The following is a 12718-nucleotide window of genomic DNA, read 5'->3' as shown; positions in this document are numbered from 1 at the left end:
GTCTCGCACGCGGCGCCTACCGAACGGTAGGAACCTGGTTCGTAGCGTTCACAACGACACCACTTCCCCATGAAGGAGACCGTTGTGAACGTAGGCATCCTGGGCACCGGAAACTTGGCCGTGACGCTTGGTCGCGCGTGGACGTCGGCCGGCCACTCGCTGGTGGTCACCGGGCGCAACCCGCTGCACGCCAGTGAGGCCGCCGCACGGATGGGCGACGCGGCCACTGCTGTCGACCCCGCCGACTTCGCAGGCCGGGCCGACGTGGTCGTCGTCGCGGTCTCCTGGGAAGGACTGGAGGCTGCCGTTTCTCTCGTCGGCGGCACCCAGGAATCCATGGCCGGCAAGACCGTGATCGACTGCACCAACGCGGTGGACTACACGACCGGTCAACTGAAGCCGGCGTCCGGCTCGGCGGCCGAAGTCGTGGCCAACTCGGCGCCCGGCGCGTCCGTGGTGAAGGCACTCCACCTGTTCGCGGGAGCTTCGTGGCCGTACGCGGGGCCGAAGGAGGCGGCGCCCGTCGTGGCGATCTGCGGCGACACGCACAGTGCCCTTGATCTCGCCGCGGCACTGATCGGGGACCTCGGCGCGCAGACCGCCGTGGTCGGCGGACTCGCCACCGCCCGGCAACTGGAGGAAGCCGCGGGATTCGTCATGCGGGTCGTGGCGGCAGGCCACAACCCGAGGCTTGCGGTGCCCGACGTGGACCCCGCGCTGCTCAGCGCAGCAGGAACCACGACCAACTGAGCCACCCGGACAGGTCAGCGCTGACAGCTGCGGTCAAGCGGCGGTGTAGAGCGTCGTCCGGATGATGTCGGTCAGGACCTCGATGACGTTCTCGTCGTGTGCCGGTTCGGCGCCGCGGACGAGCTGGTAGCCCGCGCGTTCCACCATCCAGGTGAGGACGGCCGCGGTCTCCGCCGGGCGGACGCGGCGCATCACGCCGGCCGCCTGGCCGCGTTCGATCGCGTCCCGGGTGGCGTCGATGATCGACTGCATCAGCGTGCGCAGCTCGGCGGCGACGGCAGAGTCGTACGCCGCGGTTTCGGTGATGATGGTGAAGGCGGCGGCACGCCGGCGGTACACCTCCACGATCGCGGTGACGGCCGCGGTGAGGTCGGCCGGGTCGGCGTGTTCCGCCGTCTCCCACCACATGCTCGACACGTCCCGCAGCTCGGTGAGCACGGTGGTGGCGAGCCGGCGGACCAGGTCGCCCTTGTCCTCGAAGTGGACGTAGAACGTGGAGCGGGAGATGCCGGCCGCCGCGGCCAGCCGCTCGACGCTGAGCTCGGTGAAGCCGGCGCCCTGGCCGACCAGCTCCTCGGTCGCCGCGAACAGGCGTCGCTCCAGCTCTTCTCGGCGGTCCTGCCGCCTGTTGCCGGCGGGCCGGGTGACTGAAGGCATCGGCGGTCTCCACGTGCAGGGGGTGATCACCGGCATCTTAGCCGGACGAGGGGTCCGGATATGGCGTCTTGACGCCGTGTCCGAGTTCGGCGCATCGTCGGGCGACCGAACCGGGGAGGCGCTGTGCCGGTGTTGCTCTTCTCTTGCTGGTTGTGTGGGGTCTTCAAAACGAAAGTTAAGCCGCGGATGCGGCTTTTATCATCGCCCGGCGTATAGGGCGTTATACGGTTAAGCAGCGGCGATCCGATTCCACGACGGGGCGTTCCGTGCTCGCCCCACTCCCCTGCCGTGGTGGCTGTCACGTTTGACCTGGAGCGCGGTCCAGCCCCTAGCGTCGTTCGGGACAAGGGACGCCGGGGAAAGGAACGACATGACCGACGAGCGCTTCGAGCGTGGCCTGAAAACCCTGACCGAGATCGACGGCGAGAGCGGGCAGCGGGTGCTCGACGCGCTCGCCGACGTCTCCCCCGCGCTGGGCGAGGCCGTTGTCTCCTGGGGGTTCGGGGAGATCTACTCGCGGCCGGGGCTGGCGCCGCGCGACCGGCAGCTGGTCACCCTCGGCATGCTCACTGCCCTCGGCGGCTGCGAGCCGCAGCTGGAAGTGCACGTCAACGCGTCGCTCAACGTCGGCCTCACGCCCGCGGAGATCGTCGAGGCGCTCCTGCACTCCGCTGTCTACTGTGGATTCCCGAAGGCGCTGAACGCGACCTTCACGGCCAAGAAGGTCTTCGGTGACCGCGGGTTGCTGCCGGTGAACGCGGAATAGGGATGGGCTCGTGCGCGTGGTCCTGACGCGGCGGTACCGACCAGGTTCCGTTCCGACCAAAAGAAAGACGACAAATGGTGAACAGTCAATTCGCGACGAATACCCAGCTTTTCGATCTGAGTGGTAAGTGCGGCCTCGTCACCGGTGGCACCAGGGGCATCGGGATGATGATCGCGCGCGGGCTCCTCCAGGCCGGCGCCCGCGTGGTCATCAGCTCACGCACCGCGGAAGCGTGCGCCCGGGCGCAGGAACAGCTGTCCGAATACGGCGCCGTCCGGGCGATCCCCGCCGATCTGTCCCGGCACGAAGAGTGTGAGCGCCTCTCCCACCTCGTCACGGCCGATGCCGGGAGTCTCGACATCCTCGTCAACAATGCGGGCGCGATGTGGGACGAGCCGTTGGCGACGTTCCCGGACGCGGCCTGGGACACGGTCGTCGACCTCAACCTGAAGGCGCCGTTCTGGCTGGTGCAGGCGCTGCTGCCGGCGCTGCGCAACGCCGGGACCGCCGACGATCCCGCGCGGATCATCAACATCGGCAGCATCGCCGCCATACACATCCCCCAGCGGCCCAACTACTCGTACTCCAGCAGCAAAGCTGCGCTGCATCAGCTCACCAGAGTGCTCGCCAAGGAACTGGGCCCGCAGCACATCACGGTGAACGCGGTGGCGCCGGGACCGTTCCCGTCGACGATGATGGCGGCCACCCTCGACGAGCTCGGCGAGGCGATCGCGGCATCGGCCCCGCTGGGCCGGATCGGCCGCGACGACGACATGGCGGGTGTCGCCGTGTTCCTCGCCAGCCGGGCAGGCGCTTACCTGACGGGCGCCGTCGTTCCCGTCGACGGAGGGATCGCCACGACCGCGTGATCGTGGCCGGCGAGTGGCGCGTCTGGCGCGCTCGGCACAGCATCGACTGTGCAGCAACGGTTTCGGCCGGTGAAACGTCAGCGTAATGCCCGTCGTTCACAATCCGTGTGTCGGTGCCTGGGAACGAGCTGCGAGGGCCATGCGGTGGAGGGCGGTTCGAGGCTGCGAGCGTTGCGGGTCGAGGCCGGGCTCACGATCGACGGCCTGGCCGAGCGATCCGGGGTGAGCCCCCGCACGATCGGCGGCATCGAGCGGGGGCGGATCCGGTGTCCGCACCAGCGCACGATCGGTGCACTGGCCGACGGCCTGGGTCTCGGTCCTGGCGGCGGCGATCGGCTGCGGGCGGCGGAGGACGCCGCGCCCGCGGCCGCCGGGCTGCCCCGGGTGGCACCCGGCTTCACCGGGCGCGAGGAGGACCTGGCCTGGTTGGTGGCCGCGGCCGGCCGCGGCCCGCTGGTCCACCTCGCCGGGCTGCCCGGGATCGGCAAGACGGCGCTGGCGATCCAGGCCGCCGCCCGGCTGGCCGGGGACTTCCCGGACGGGGTCCGGTTCGTCGCCCTCGGCGGTGACCCGCCGCCGATGGTGGCCCGGCGGGTGGCGCAGGCTCTCGGCGGCGACGCCGGCGCGGACTGCCGAGGACTGCTCGCCCGCCGGCGGGTCCTGCTGATCCTGGACGGCGTGGGCGAACCCGGCCAGGTGGCACCGTTGCTGGGTGCCGAGGGACCGGCGGTGACAGTGCTGACGTCGTCCCGGCGGCTGCCGCTGCCTGGTGGGCAGTGCCGGGTGCTGGCACCGCTTTCCGCCGCGGCCGGTGAGCGGGCACTGCACCGGATGATCGACGGGGTCGTCCCGGCTCCGCTGGCCGGGGTACTGGCGCGGCACTGCCACGGCCTGCCGCTCGCTCTGCGGGCGGTCGCGAACCGGGTACTGACCCGGCGCCGGTGGCCGGTCGAGCGGATCGCCGAGCGGCTGGCCCGGCCGGGGCGGTCCCTGGACGAGCTGTCCGCCGGTGACCTGTCCGTCGGTGCGGCGTTCCACCGCGGGTATCGGCAGCTCCCCGGCCCCGCCCGGTCCGCGGTCCGCGCACTGGCGCAGGGATCCGCGGCGCCGGCGGTGTTGTCGGCGCTGGCCGACTGCGGGTGGGCGTGGGTGCGGCCCTCGGGCGAGTACGAGATTCATCCGGTGCTGCGCGGCTTCGCCGCCACCCTGTGAGCCGCCACCGCGGTTCCCCCGTCAGTCCGGAGCGGCCGGCGGAGCGAGCCCGGCCACCATGGCGACGGCACGCGCGGCGGTTTCCGCGTCGCCCAGGTCGCGGGCCAGCTCGACGGCCGCCGCCAGGTGCCCGGCGGCCTCGGCGACGGCGCCGGTGTGCCGCAGCGCGTCCGCGAGTCCGATCAGGACGCCGGGTTCCTGCGTCCGCAGCTCGCCGGCGCGCACGCCCGCCAGTGCCTCGCGGAACGCGTCCACACCCTCCGGCCACCGCCCGGCGGCGGCGAGGTCGATGCCGATGGCGCCGCAGGTCAAGGCGTCGGAGACGGCCTTGGCGAACGGAGCCATCGGATATCCCGGGTCGCGCAGCAGCCGCAGCGTCGCCCGGTGGACCCGCAGTGCCTCACCGGCCCGGCCGAGCGCCGTCAGCGACGAGCCCAGCAGGCGCATGGCCTGCGGCACGCCCTCGCGGTCGCCGGCCTTCCGCAACGCCACCCAGGCCCGCTGCCGGAGTCGCAGGGCCGCGCCGTGCTCGCCGAGAGCGGTGCGAGCCGACGCCGCGCACATCAGTGCCCAACCCTGCTGGGCCACGTCGCCGGCGGCCTCCGCGCAGCGCAGTGCCTCGCCGGCGGTGCCGAGGCAGGCCAGGTGATCGCCCTCGCAGATCGCCTGGGCCCAGGCGAGGTGGTTCAGGTGCACGGCCTGCACGGCGACGTCACCGGTGCGCACGGCCGCCTCGGCGCCCAACCGGAACACTTCCGCCCAGATACCGAGGTGCAGCCGATGGTCGGAAAACCAGTGCAGGGCGTCGGCGACCGCGACGACCAGGTCGTCCGCCCCGGTCTCGGCCGCGGTGCGCAGAGCGGGCAGCCAGTTGTCCAGGTTCGCGTCCAGCCAGGCACGCGCCGGTGCGGCGTCGGTGAAGGCCGGAGACACCGCGCCGGGGCCGGGGCCGGGGCCGCCCGGCTCGAAGTGCCTGCCGGCTCGGACGGTGGTCTCCAGCAGCCACCGGACCAGGGTGTCGGAGGCGGCCCGGCCGCCGTCCGGCTCGTCGCCGCGCAGGCAGGTGGCGGCGAAGTCCCGCACCAGGTCGTGCAGGCTGTAGCGGTCCGGCGGCCGGATCGTGAGGAGCCCGCACTCCACCAGCGCGTCCAGCTCGTCCTCGGCGTCGGCCGGGTCGACACCGCAGAGCGCCGCCGCGGCATCGGCGGTGAAGTCCGGGCCGGGGATCACGGCCAACCGCCGTAGCGTGCGCCGTCCGGGCAGCGGCAGCGACTGGTAGGACAGCCTGAGCGCGGCGGCCACCCCGGGGGCGCCGCCGTCGAGCACGGCGATCCGGTCGCGGGCTCGCGCGAGCCGTCCGTTGAGCGCCGGCACCGTGAGGTCCGGCTCGTCGTGCAGGCGCTGCCCGGCCACCCGCAGCGCCAGCGGCAGGTGGCCGCAGTGGGCGGCGAGGACGGCGATCGGCTCCGGGGCGTCCCCGGTGTGCGGCCGGCCGACGGCGTGCAGCAGGGCCGCCGCGTCGTCCGGCGGTAGCGGCTCCAGCGGCAGCCAGCGCACCGCCTCCAACCCGCTCAGCCAACGGCGGCAGGTGAGCAGCAGCAGACCGGGACCGTCACCGGGGAGGAGGGGGCGGACCTGGTCCTCGGTGGCGGCGTTGTCGAGCACCAGCAGGACCCGGCGGTGCCGAAGCAGGCCGCGGTAGACGCGCGCCCGTTCGTCGAGGCCGGCCGGGATCCGGCCTTCGGCGACGCCGAGGGCCAGCAGCAGCCGGCGGAGGGCCTCCGCAGGGGTGGCCGGGAACGGCTGCGTGCCGCGCAGGTCGACGAAGAACCGGCCGTCCGGGTACATGTCGGCGAGTTCGTGGGCGACGTGCAGGGCGAGCGCGGTCTTGCCGACGCCGGGCTGGCCGGTGACGACGGCGACGGGAGCCGGGCCGGCGGTGTCCGCACCGGCCAGCGCCCGGATCGCGTCGCGGGCGTCGCGTCGGCCGGTGAAGTGCGGTGGCGGCGCCGGCATCGGGCACGGGCCGGGCGGCGACCGATCGACGCCTGCCGTCCGGCGCACCAGGTCGCGATCGGCTGCGGCGAGGCCGAGCGCGTCGAGGACGGCGGTCAGGGTGCGTCGCTGCGGCCGGCGCACCCGGTCGCGCTCCAGATCGCTGACCGTTCGGGGGCTGACGCCTGCCCGGTGGGCCAGCTCCTCGATCGTCCACCCCACGCCGGAGCGGTGCTCGCGCAGCAGGCGGCCGAGGCTCGGACCGATCACGGCCGTACCCCTCCCCCGGTCGAAGACGGTCACTTCCGCCGGGCCAAGTGTATCGATCAAGTCACAGGATGTCCGCCGCCGCGACCGTGAGCTGGCCGAACATCCAGCGGCGAATTCTTGCCTGTCGTTCTGCATGGAGACCCGGTCGGTCCGTCGATCTACTCGGTCCGGAGTGACCGCTCGGTCACCTACCTCGGCAGAAGAGGGGAACGTCCGTGCTCAAGAGATCCCACAAGGGCCCGCGGCTCGTCACGCAGGTCGTCGCGCTGTGCGCGATGATCGTCGGCGGGCTGCTGGTGGCCGCCCTCCCGGCGTCCGCCTACACGCTCGTCGGGAGGTTCCAGAGCCACCAATCCGGCCTGTGCCTGGACAGCGGCTTCCCGGTCAAGAACAGTATTTACGGACCCGTGTACACGCGGGGGTGCCAGAGCGGCAACGGTTACCAGACCTGGGAAGTGTCCGGCAACAAGGGCACGTCCCGGTTCGGTTACGAGCAGGTCCAGATCAAGAACCGGGCCACCGGACTGTGCCTGGGCATGGAGAAGTACGGCGACATCCGGCTGTACACCGAACCCTGCAGTGACGGCCGCCCGCCCGAGACCGACGTGCTGGAAGGTGTGGGGCCGAACTGGCAGAACGTGTCGCTGCGCCTCGAGTACGGGGACCACCTGCTCTGCGTCGACACGCATGGTGCCGCCACTCAGGACGCGTACGGCCGGGACTGCAACTACGGCGCGTACCAGAAGTGGCGGCTGCTGAGCTGACGCTGCGGCGATCTCTTCGATCGGCAAGCCGGTCGTCTCCAGCAGTTGTTCGGCGCGATCGAGGCGCTGGGCCGGTCCCCACGCGTGGGGACCGGCGCCGGTGTCGGCCTTCGGCTCATCAGCGCCTGTGTGCGCCTACCCGGTCGCGGTACCGGCTCGGGGTGGCACTGCTGGCCGTGGTTCCCGGCATCGTCCACCGGACCCACTCGTTGGCGGTAGTTTCCTCGGCATGACCCCGATCCGGCCTTCGCCGGCCGATTACTGCTCGTCGCGCCCCCAGCACCTGGCCAGCGGCGGAGTCATCTTCTGCGACGGCGCCGGTCGTGTGCTGCTGGTGCGCCCCACCTATGTCGATGCGAAATACCGGGGCGACGAAAAGTGGGAGATCCCCGGCGGCGGCGCTGAGCACGGTGACTATCCGATCGACGCCGCCCGCCGCGAGATCAACGAAGAACTCGGCCTCGACATCACCCCCGGCAGGCTTCTGGTCGTCGACTGCGTTCCGGCCCGCGACGGGCGGCGACCGCTGATCAACTTCCTCTTCGACGGAGGAACGCTGACGACCGGGCAGGAACAGGCCATCAAACTGCAGGATGGCGAGCTGTCCCGATGGGACTACTGCGATCGCGACGAGTACGTCGCTCGCCTCGACGACCACATGAGCCGACGTGTCGATGCCTGCCTGGACGCGTTGCGGGCCGGAACGACCGGGTACCTCCACCACGGCTACCCCGCCGATCGCTAGCGGCACAATGAAAGCCGCGCGGCGCACGGTCACCTGGTGTCACGCCGGCCTCACCGGCGCCGGGGCGGCACGCGGCTAGTTGCCGACGCCATCCGTGTCACCGTCCGCGGGCGGGTGGAGCTTCCGGAACTCGGCCAGGAGCGCGTCACGGCGATCCGGGGAAAGCACTTCTCGCGCATCGTCGGGGAGCTCGGCGAGCGTGTTGATCGTCTGACGGAACTGGTCGATGTAGTTTCCGCAGCCGTCGCAGATGGCGACGTGGTCAACCAGACGGCGTTCCGTGGTCGGATCGAGCTCGCCGTCGAGGAAGGCCGAGACGAGTTCGACCAGCTCCTGACACGTCATGTTCTTCATGTCGACCACCCGTTTAGACTACGCGTTCGACCACCCCGGCAACGCTCGATCAGGCAAGTGTCCACGGACATACAGTGCCGGAACGTCGCGCAGCGTTACACCGCTCGCGCGGATCGCCGCGAAAGGCCCGGTCAGCGGCGTGCGGTCACGGGGCGACCGCGTCCGGGTCGTCGGCCGCCGGCGCGGGGGAAAAATAGTCCTCGAGCCGCTTCCGGACCGCCGCCCGCGCCCGGTGCAGCAAAACCCGCTGATTCGGCGCGGAGATCTCCAGCATGGCGCAAACCTCTTCGGAACTGTGCCCCTCGACATCGCGCAGGGTGAGCACGATCTGCTGCCGCTCCGGCAATTCCGTGAGCGCCGACGCCACCTCATTTCTTATTTCCGCCGCCATTGCCTCCTGTTCCGGCGTCGGCCAGGTTGCCGGATAGGCCCACCAATCGCCGGGGTAAGGGTCCGTGGGGCCGCGGAAACAGGACGGGTCGACCGTGGGCCCGGTGTCCTCCGCGCGGGCCACGCTGCTCCACGGGACGGTTCGCCTTTCTTGCGTGCTACGCCGTTTGGCGGCATTCACGAGAATCCGGAAGACCCAGGTCTTCAACGACGAACGGCCCTCGAAGTTCTCGATTCCGCGGAGCACCGCCAGCCACGTGTCCTGCACCAACTCGTGCGCCGATTCGTTGGTGCTGACGAAGCACCGCGCCAGGCGCAGCAGTTTTCCCGACCACGCGTCGAGTAGCAGCGCATACGCGCTTTCATCGCCGCTCTTGAGCCGTGCGATGAGTTCGGCGTCGGACGGGAGCGGTGGTGCTCCCCCAGTAAGTCCCACGGGCCGAGGGTAGCTCAAGACATGGAACTGCGCAGACAATAGCGCAAACCCATTGATCAACCGAACAGAGCGTATTCGAGAAGGCCGGAACGCGCCACCGCCGAGCCGGAATCCGGCCGGCTTGTCACTGCCTGTGGCGGCACGAAGTGTGACGCCGGCGCGACTCCGCGGTCACGGCGAGCCGGGGAGGGTCGCCGGGCGATGGTCACTCTCCCCGATGAGGATCCCACGATGCGCGACGTCTTCGCCGCCGAGCCGGGCGGCCCGGAATGCGGGTGCGAACTGCTGGCCGTCGTCGGCGACCAGGACCTGCTCCTGCTGCCGCACCCCGCCGGGGAGGCCTTCCTCGGCTACCTCGGCGGCCTGCTCGGGCGGCGGCTGGGCACGGACCACGTGGTCGTGACCGGGCCGGCGCTCGACGACGGCCGGGCCGCGGCCGCGCTCCGCGCCCGCGCCGGTGACCTGGCCGGCCGCCGGCTGGTGGCGTACCGGCCCGGGCGCACGGTGCTCGGTCTCGCCGACGACCTCGGCCTCCCCCTGGCCGAGGTGGACGGCGACACCGACGCCGCGTGCCGCCAGTTCCTCCGGTTCGGCGGCGCCGAAGCCCTCGACGGCCCCGCCGGGCTGCGCCTGCTGGCGAGCGCGGTGGGGGCTCCGCTGGCGCCGGGCCGGCTCGCCGACACCGAACACGGCCTGTGCTCGGCGGTGCGGGCGCTGCTGCCCGTCGCGGGGCGGGTGCTCATCCGGCAGGATTCCGGCCGCGGCGAGGGGCTCGTGGTGACGGTGCACGACGAGATCCGCGACGAGCGGAACGCGGTCGTGCGCGTGCCCGCCGACGACTGCGACTTCGCGTTCCTCGCCGCGGAACTGTGGCCGCTGCTGAGCGACCACGGCGACGCGCCGGTGCTCGTCGAGGTGCACCGCCGGGCCCTGCGCTCCCACGTCGCCGAGTTCTGGGTCCCCGGGCCGGCCGGGCCGCCGCACCTGCTCGGCATCGCGGAACGGCGGATCGGGGTCGCGGGGCTCGCGGTGCCCGGCGGGAGCCTGGCCGCGGCCAGGCTCGCCCGGCTGACCGCGCACAGCGTGGACGTCGCCGCCGAAGCGGGCCGGCGGGGCTACGCCGGCGCCCTGCGCGTCGACTCGGTGGTGACCGGCGACGGCTGGCTCGTCAGCGGGGTGCGGCGCGGCACCGGCCGCCACGGACCGGTCGGCAGGCTCGCCCGGGCGCTGGGCGGCCCGGACCACGCCCGGGACCGGGTGCTGCTGACCCGGGCCGGCATCAAGGTGCGCGACTTCCCCACGGCCGTCGCCGCGCTCGAAATCGCCGAGGTGGCCTACGACCGGCAGGCCCGGACCGGCGTGGCCGTCACCGTCGACGCCACGGCGTGCCGCGGCGAGATCGGCTGGGTGGTCGCCGGCCTCGACGCGACGCACGCCGCCCGGCTGGAACACCGCGCGCTCGCGGCGCTGCGGATGACGTGGACTGCGCTGGGTGACGGTTGTGTGACGCCTCATCGCGGAGAGTGAATCCATGGACACAGCAACCGGTACGCACCCGGTGACCGCGGCGAAGACGCCCGCCGAGCTCGGCCCGGCAGGCCTGCTGACCGTGCTGAGCGGAGCCGGCCTGTCGATCGTCGACTTCTTCATCGTCAACGTCGCCCTGCCCACCATCGACCGCACCCTCGACGCGACCCCCGTCGTGCTCCAGCTGGTCGTCGCGGCCTACGGCATCGCCTACGCCACGCTGCTGGTGCTCGGCGGCCGGCTCGGCGACCACTTCGGCCGGCGGCGGCTGTTCGCCCTCGGCCTCGCCCTGTTCACCCTCACCTCGCTCGCCGGCGGCCTCGCGCCGACGGCCGGCCTGCTGGTGGCGGCCCGGGCCGCGCAGGGCGCCGCGGCGGCGCTGATGGTGCCGCAGGTCCTGTCGATCATCCAGGCCACGACCACCGGCGAGCGGCGGTCGAAGGCGCTGGGCTGGTGGGGCGCCACCTCCGGGCTGGCGATGATCATCGGCCAGCTGGCCGGTGGCCTGCTGGTGACGGCGGACCTCGCCGGCCTGACCTGGCGGCCGATCTTCCTGGTGAACGTGCCGATCGGGCTCGCCTGCCTCATCGCGCTCCGCCGGACCGTGCCGGAGAGCCGTTCGGCGCACCCCCTCGGCCTCGACCGGGCCGGCACCCCGCTGTTCGGCGCGCTGGTCCTGGCGGTGCTGGTGCCGCTGATGGCCGGCCGGGCGCTCGGCTGGCCGTGGTGGACGTGGCTCTCGCTGGGCGCCGCCCCCGTGCTCGCCGTGCTGTTCGCCCGCTCGCAGCGCCGCGCCGAACACCGGGGCGCCACCCCGCTGCTGCCGCCGTCCCTGCTCGCGGTGCCCAGCATGCGGCGCGGCTTGGCGCTCAGCGCCCCGTTCTTCGCCGGCTTCGGGGCCTTTCTCTTCGTGTACGCGCTGACATTGCAGGACGGGCTGCGGTTCGACGCCGCCGGCGCCGGTCTCGCGATCACCCCGATGGCCGCCGGGTTCCTGGTCGCCTCGCTGGTCAGCAGCAAGCTGACGGCCCGGTTCGGGCAGCGGGTGGTGACGACGGGCGCGGTCACGCAGGCGGCCGGGGTCGTGGTCCTCATCGGCACGGTCCTGCTCGTGTGGCCGCACGTGCCGATCCTCGCGCTGGTCCCGGGCATGGCCCTCGCGGGCTTCGGCCAGGGGCTGACGATGACCACGATGTTCCGCGTGGTGCTCTCGCGGGTGCCCGCCGCCCAGGCCGGGGCCGGGAGCGGGGTCCTGGTGACCGTGCAGCAGGTGTCGGTGGCCGCGGGCGTGGCCACCCTCGGCAGCTCGTACCTGTGGCTGGCCGAACCGGGGGTGCTCGGCATCCGCGACGCGTTCGCCGGCGTCATGGCGGTCCAGGTTCTGGTCGCCTTCGTCATCTTCGTGGCCGGACGCAGGCTTCCTGATCCTCGAGGCTGAGTGCCTCCCGCGGCGAATGGCCCGTCCGTCCCCCCGGACGGGCCATTCACTACGTCAACGTGGCGGAGTGCAGCGAAAGCCCGAAGGTGGCCGCCAGCCGCTCCGCCTCCCGGTCGAATCCGGCGCGGAACGCCTTACCCGTCGAGGGGCGAACGGCAAACCGCCCCTCGACGGCCAACCCGCCACCCGTCACCGTGCAGCACACCCAGCCCACCGCCCGGTCACCGGTCAGCAGCGGCAGGGCGTAGTACCCGAATTTCCGTGCGGGGGCCGGGGTGTAGGCCTCGAACCGGTACGGCCAGCCCCACAGGCTCTCGAAGCGGCGGCGGTCCCAGACGACCGGGTCGAACGGAGCGAGGAAGCGGACCCGCGGCGGCACCGCGGTGTCCGGGACGACGGTGTCGGGGGGGGGGGCCGCCCCCCCCCCCCCCCCCGCCCGCCCCCCCGCCGGCGCCCCCCCCCCCCCCCCCCCCACCGGCCGGACAGCAGTGAAAAAAAAAAACGCAGAAGTAAAAGATGAAGAAAGACCGCAGCGCCCTCACCGA

General features: G+C 72.5%; 13 protein-coding genes. 8 read left to right on the top strand and 5 right to left on the bottom strand.

Annotation, left to right across the window (positions count from 1 at the left end):
- Positions 1-84 precede the first annotated feature (84 nt).
- The gene (locus AB0F15_RS31280) at positions 85-750 is read left to right on the top strand and encodes an NAD(P)-binding domain-containing protein (RefSeq protein WP_360278087.1); all 666 of its coding nucleotides are present in this window, start codon (positions 85-87) and stop codon (positions 748-750) included.
- Between the two features lie 33 nt (positions 751-783).
- Here the strand turns inward: AB0F15_RS31280 and AB0F15_RS31275 are convergent, their stop codons facing one another.
- Positions 784-1407: a TetR/AcrR family transcriptional regulator gene (locus tag AB0F15_RS31275; RefSeq protein WP_360278084.1), complete on the bottom strand. Its 624-nt coding sequence runs from the start codon at positions 1405-1407 to the stop codon at positions 784-786.
- Positions 1408-1777: 370 nt separating this feature from the next.
- Here AB0F15_RS31275 and AB0F15_RS31270 point away from each other — a divergent pair, with 370 nt between their 5' ends.
- The 3 genes from AB0F15_RS31270 (at position 1778) to AB0F15_RS31260 (ending at position 4254) form a co-directional block, all read left to right on the top strand.
- Positions 1778-2173 carry a carboxymuconolactone decarboxylase family protein gene (locus AB0F15_RS31270; RefSeq protein ID WP_360278081.1) on the top strand — a complete coding sequence of 132 codons (396 nt, stop codon included), beginning with the start codon at positions 1778-1780 and terminating at the stop codon, positions 2171-2173.
- A gap of 74 nt (positions 2174-2247) precedes the next feature.
- A complete protein-coding gene (locus AB0F15_RS31265) occupies positions 2248-3042 on the top strand; it encodes an SDR family oxidoreductase (protein WP_360278078.1) in 795 nt (264 codons plus the stop codon).
- Between the two features lie 48 nt (positions 3043-3090).
- Positions 3091-4254 carry a helix-turn-helix domain-containing protein gene (locus AB0F15_RS31260; RefSeq protein WP_360278076.1) on the top strand — a complete coding sequence of 388 codons (1164 nt, stop codon included), beginning with the start codon at positions 3091-3093 and terminating at the stop codon, positions 4252-4254.
- Between the two features lie 21 nt (positions 4255-4275).
- Here AB0F15_RS31260 and AB0F15_RS31255 read toward each other — a convergent pair whose 3' ends face one another.
- Positions 4276-6519, bottom strand: coding sequence for a helix-turn-helix domain-containing protein (locus tag AB0F15_RS31255; protein WP_360278073.1), 2244 nt, complete (start codon positions 6517-6519; stop codon positions 4276-4278).
- A gap of 215 nt (positions 6520-6734) precedes the next feature.
- Between AB0F15_RS31255 and AB0F15_RS31250 the strand changes: the two genes are divergently transcribed.
- A complete protein-coding gene (locus AB0F15_RS31250) occupies positions 6735-7283 on the top strand; it encodes a ricin-type beta-trefoil lectin domain protein (RefSeq protein WP_360278070.1) in 549 nt (182 codons plus the stop codon).
- A 229-nt stretch (positions 7284-7512) separates the two neighbouring features.
- Positions 7513-8028 (top strand): NUDIX hydrolase, encoded by a 516-nt coding sequence (locus tag AB0F15_RS31245; RefSeq protein WP_360278067.1) that lies wholly within the window; start codon positions 7513-7515, stop codon positions 8026-8028.
- 75 nt (positions 8029-8103) lie between these two features.
- Here AB0F15_RS31245 and AB0F15_RS31240 read toward each other — a convergent pair whose 3' ends face one another.
- Both AB0F15_RS31240 and AB0F15_RS31235 read right to left on the bottom strand, forming a co-directional pair.
- A complete protein-coding gene (locus AB0F15_RS31240; protein WP_360278189.1) occupies positions 8104-8382 on the bottom strand; it encodes a zf-HC2 domain-containing protein in 279 nt (92 codons plus the stop codon).
- Between the two features lie 145 nt (positions 8383-8527).
- Positions 8528-9208: a sigma-70 family RNA polymerase sigma factor gene (locus AB0F15_RS31235; RefSeq protein WP_360278064.1), complete on the bottom strand. Its 681-nt coding sequence runs from the start codon at positions 9206-9208 to the stop codon at positions 8528-8530.
- 231 nt (positions 9209-9439) lie between these two features.
- Here AB0F15_RS31235 and AB0F15_RS31230 point away from each other — a divergent pair, with 231 nt between their 5' ends.
- Both AB0F15_RS31230 and AB0F15_RS31225 read left to right on the top strand, forming a co-directional pair.
- Entirely contained in the window at positions 9440-10735 is a 1296-nt protein-coding gene (locus AB0F15_RS31230) for a peptide ligase PGM1-related protein (protein WP_360278061.1), read from the top strand.
- Positions 10736-10739: 4 nt separating this feature from the next.
- Positions 10740-12173 (top strand): MFS transporter, encoded by a 1434-nt coding sequence (locus AB0F15_RS31225; protein ID WP_360278058.1) that lies wholly within the window; start codon positions 10740-10742, stop codon positions 12171-12173.
- Positions 12174-12222: 49 nt separating this feature from the next.
- On the opposite strand, the gene AB0F15_RS31220 is transcribed toward AB0F15_RS31225, so the two are convergent.
- A complete protein-coding gene (locus tag AB0F15_RS31220; RefSeq protein WP_360278055.1) occupies positions 12223-12648 on the bottom strand; it encodes a crosslink repair DNA glycosylase YcaQ family protein in 426 nt (141 codons plus the stop codon).
- Between the last annotated feature and the right edge of the window lie 70 nt (positions 12649-12718).

Source organism: Amycolatopsis sp. NPDC026612 (assembly GCF_040638285.1).
Classification (GTDB): Bacteria; Actinomycetota; Actinomycetes; order Mycobacteriales; family Pseudonocardiaceae; genus Amycolatopsis.
Note: the sequence above shows the minus strand (reverse complement) of the source record. Positions and strands in the feature narration are given on the sequence as shown.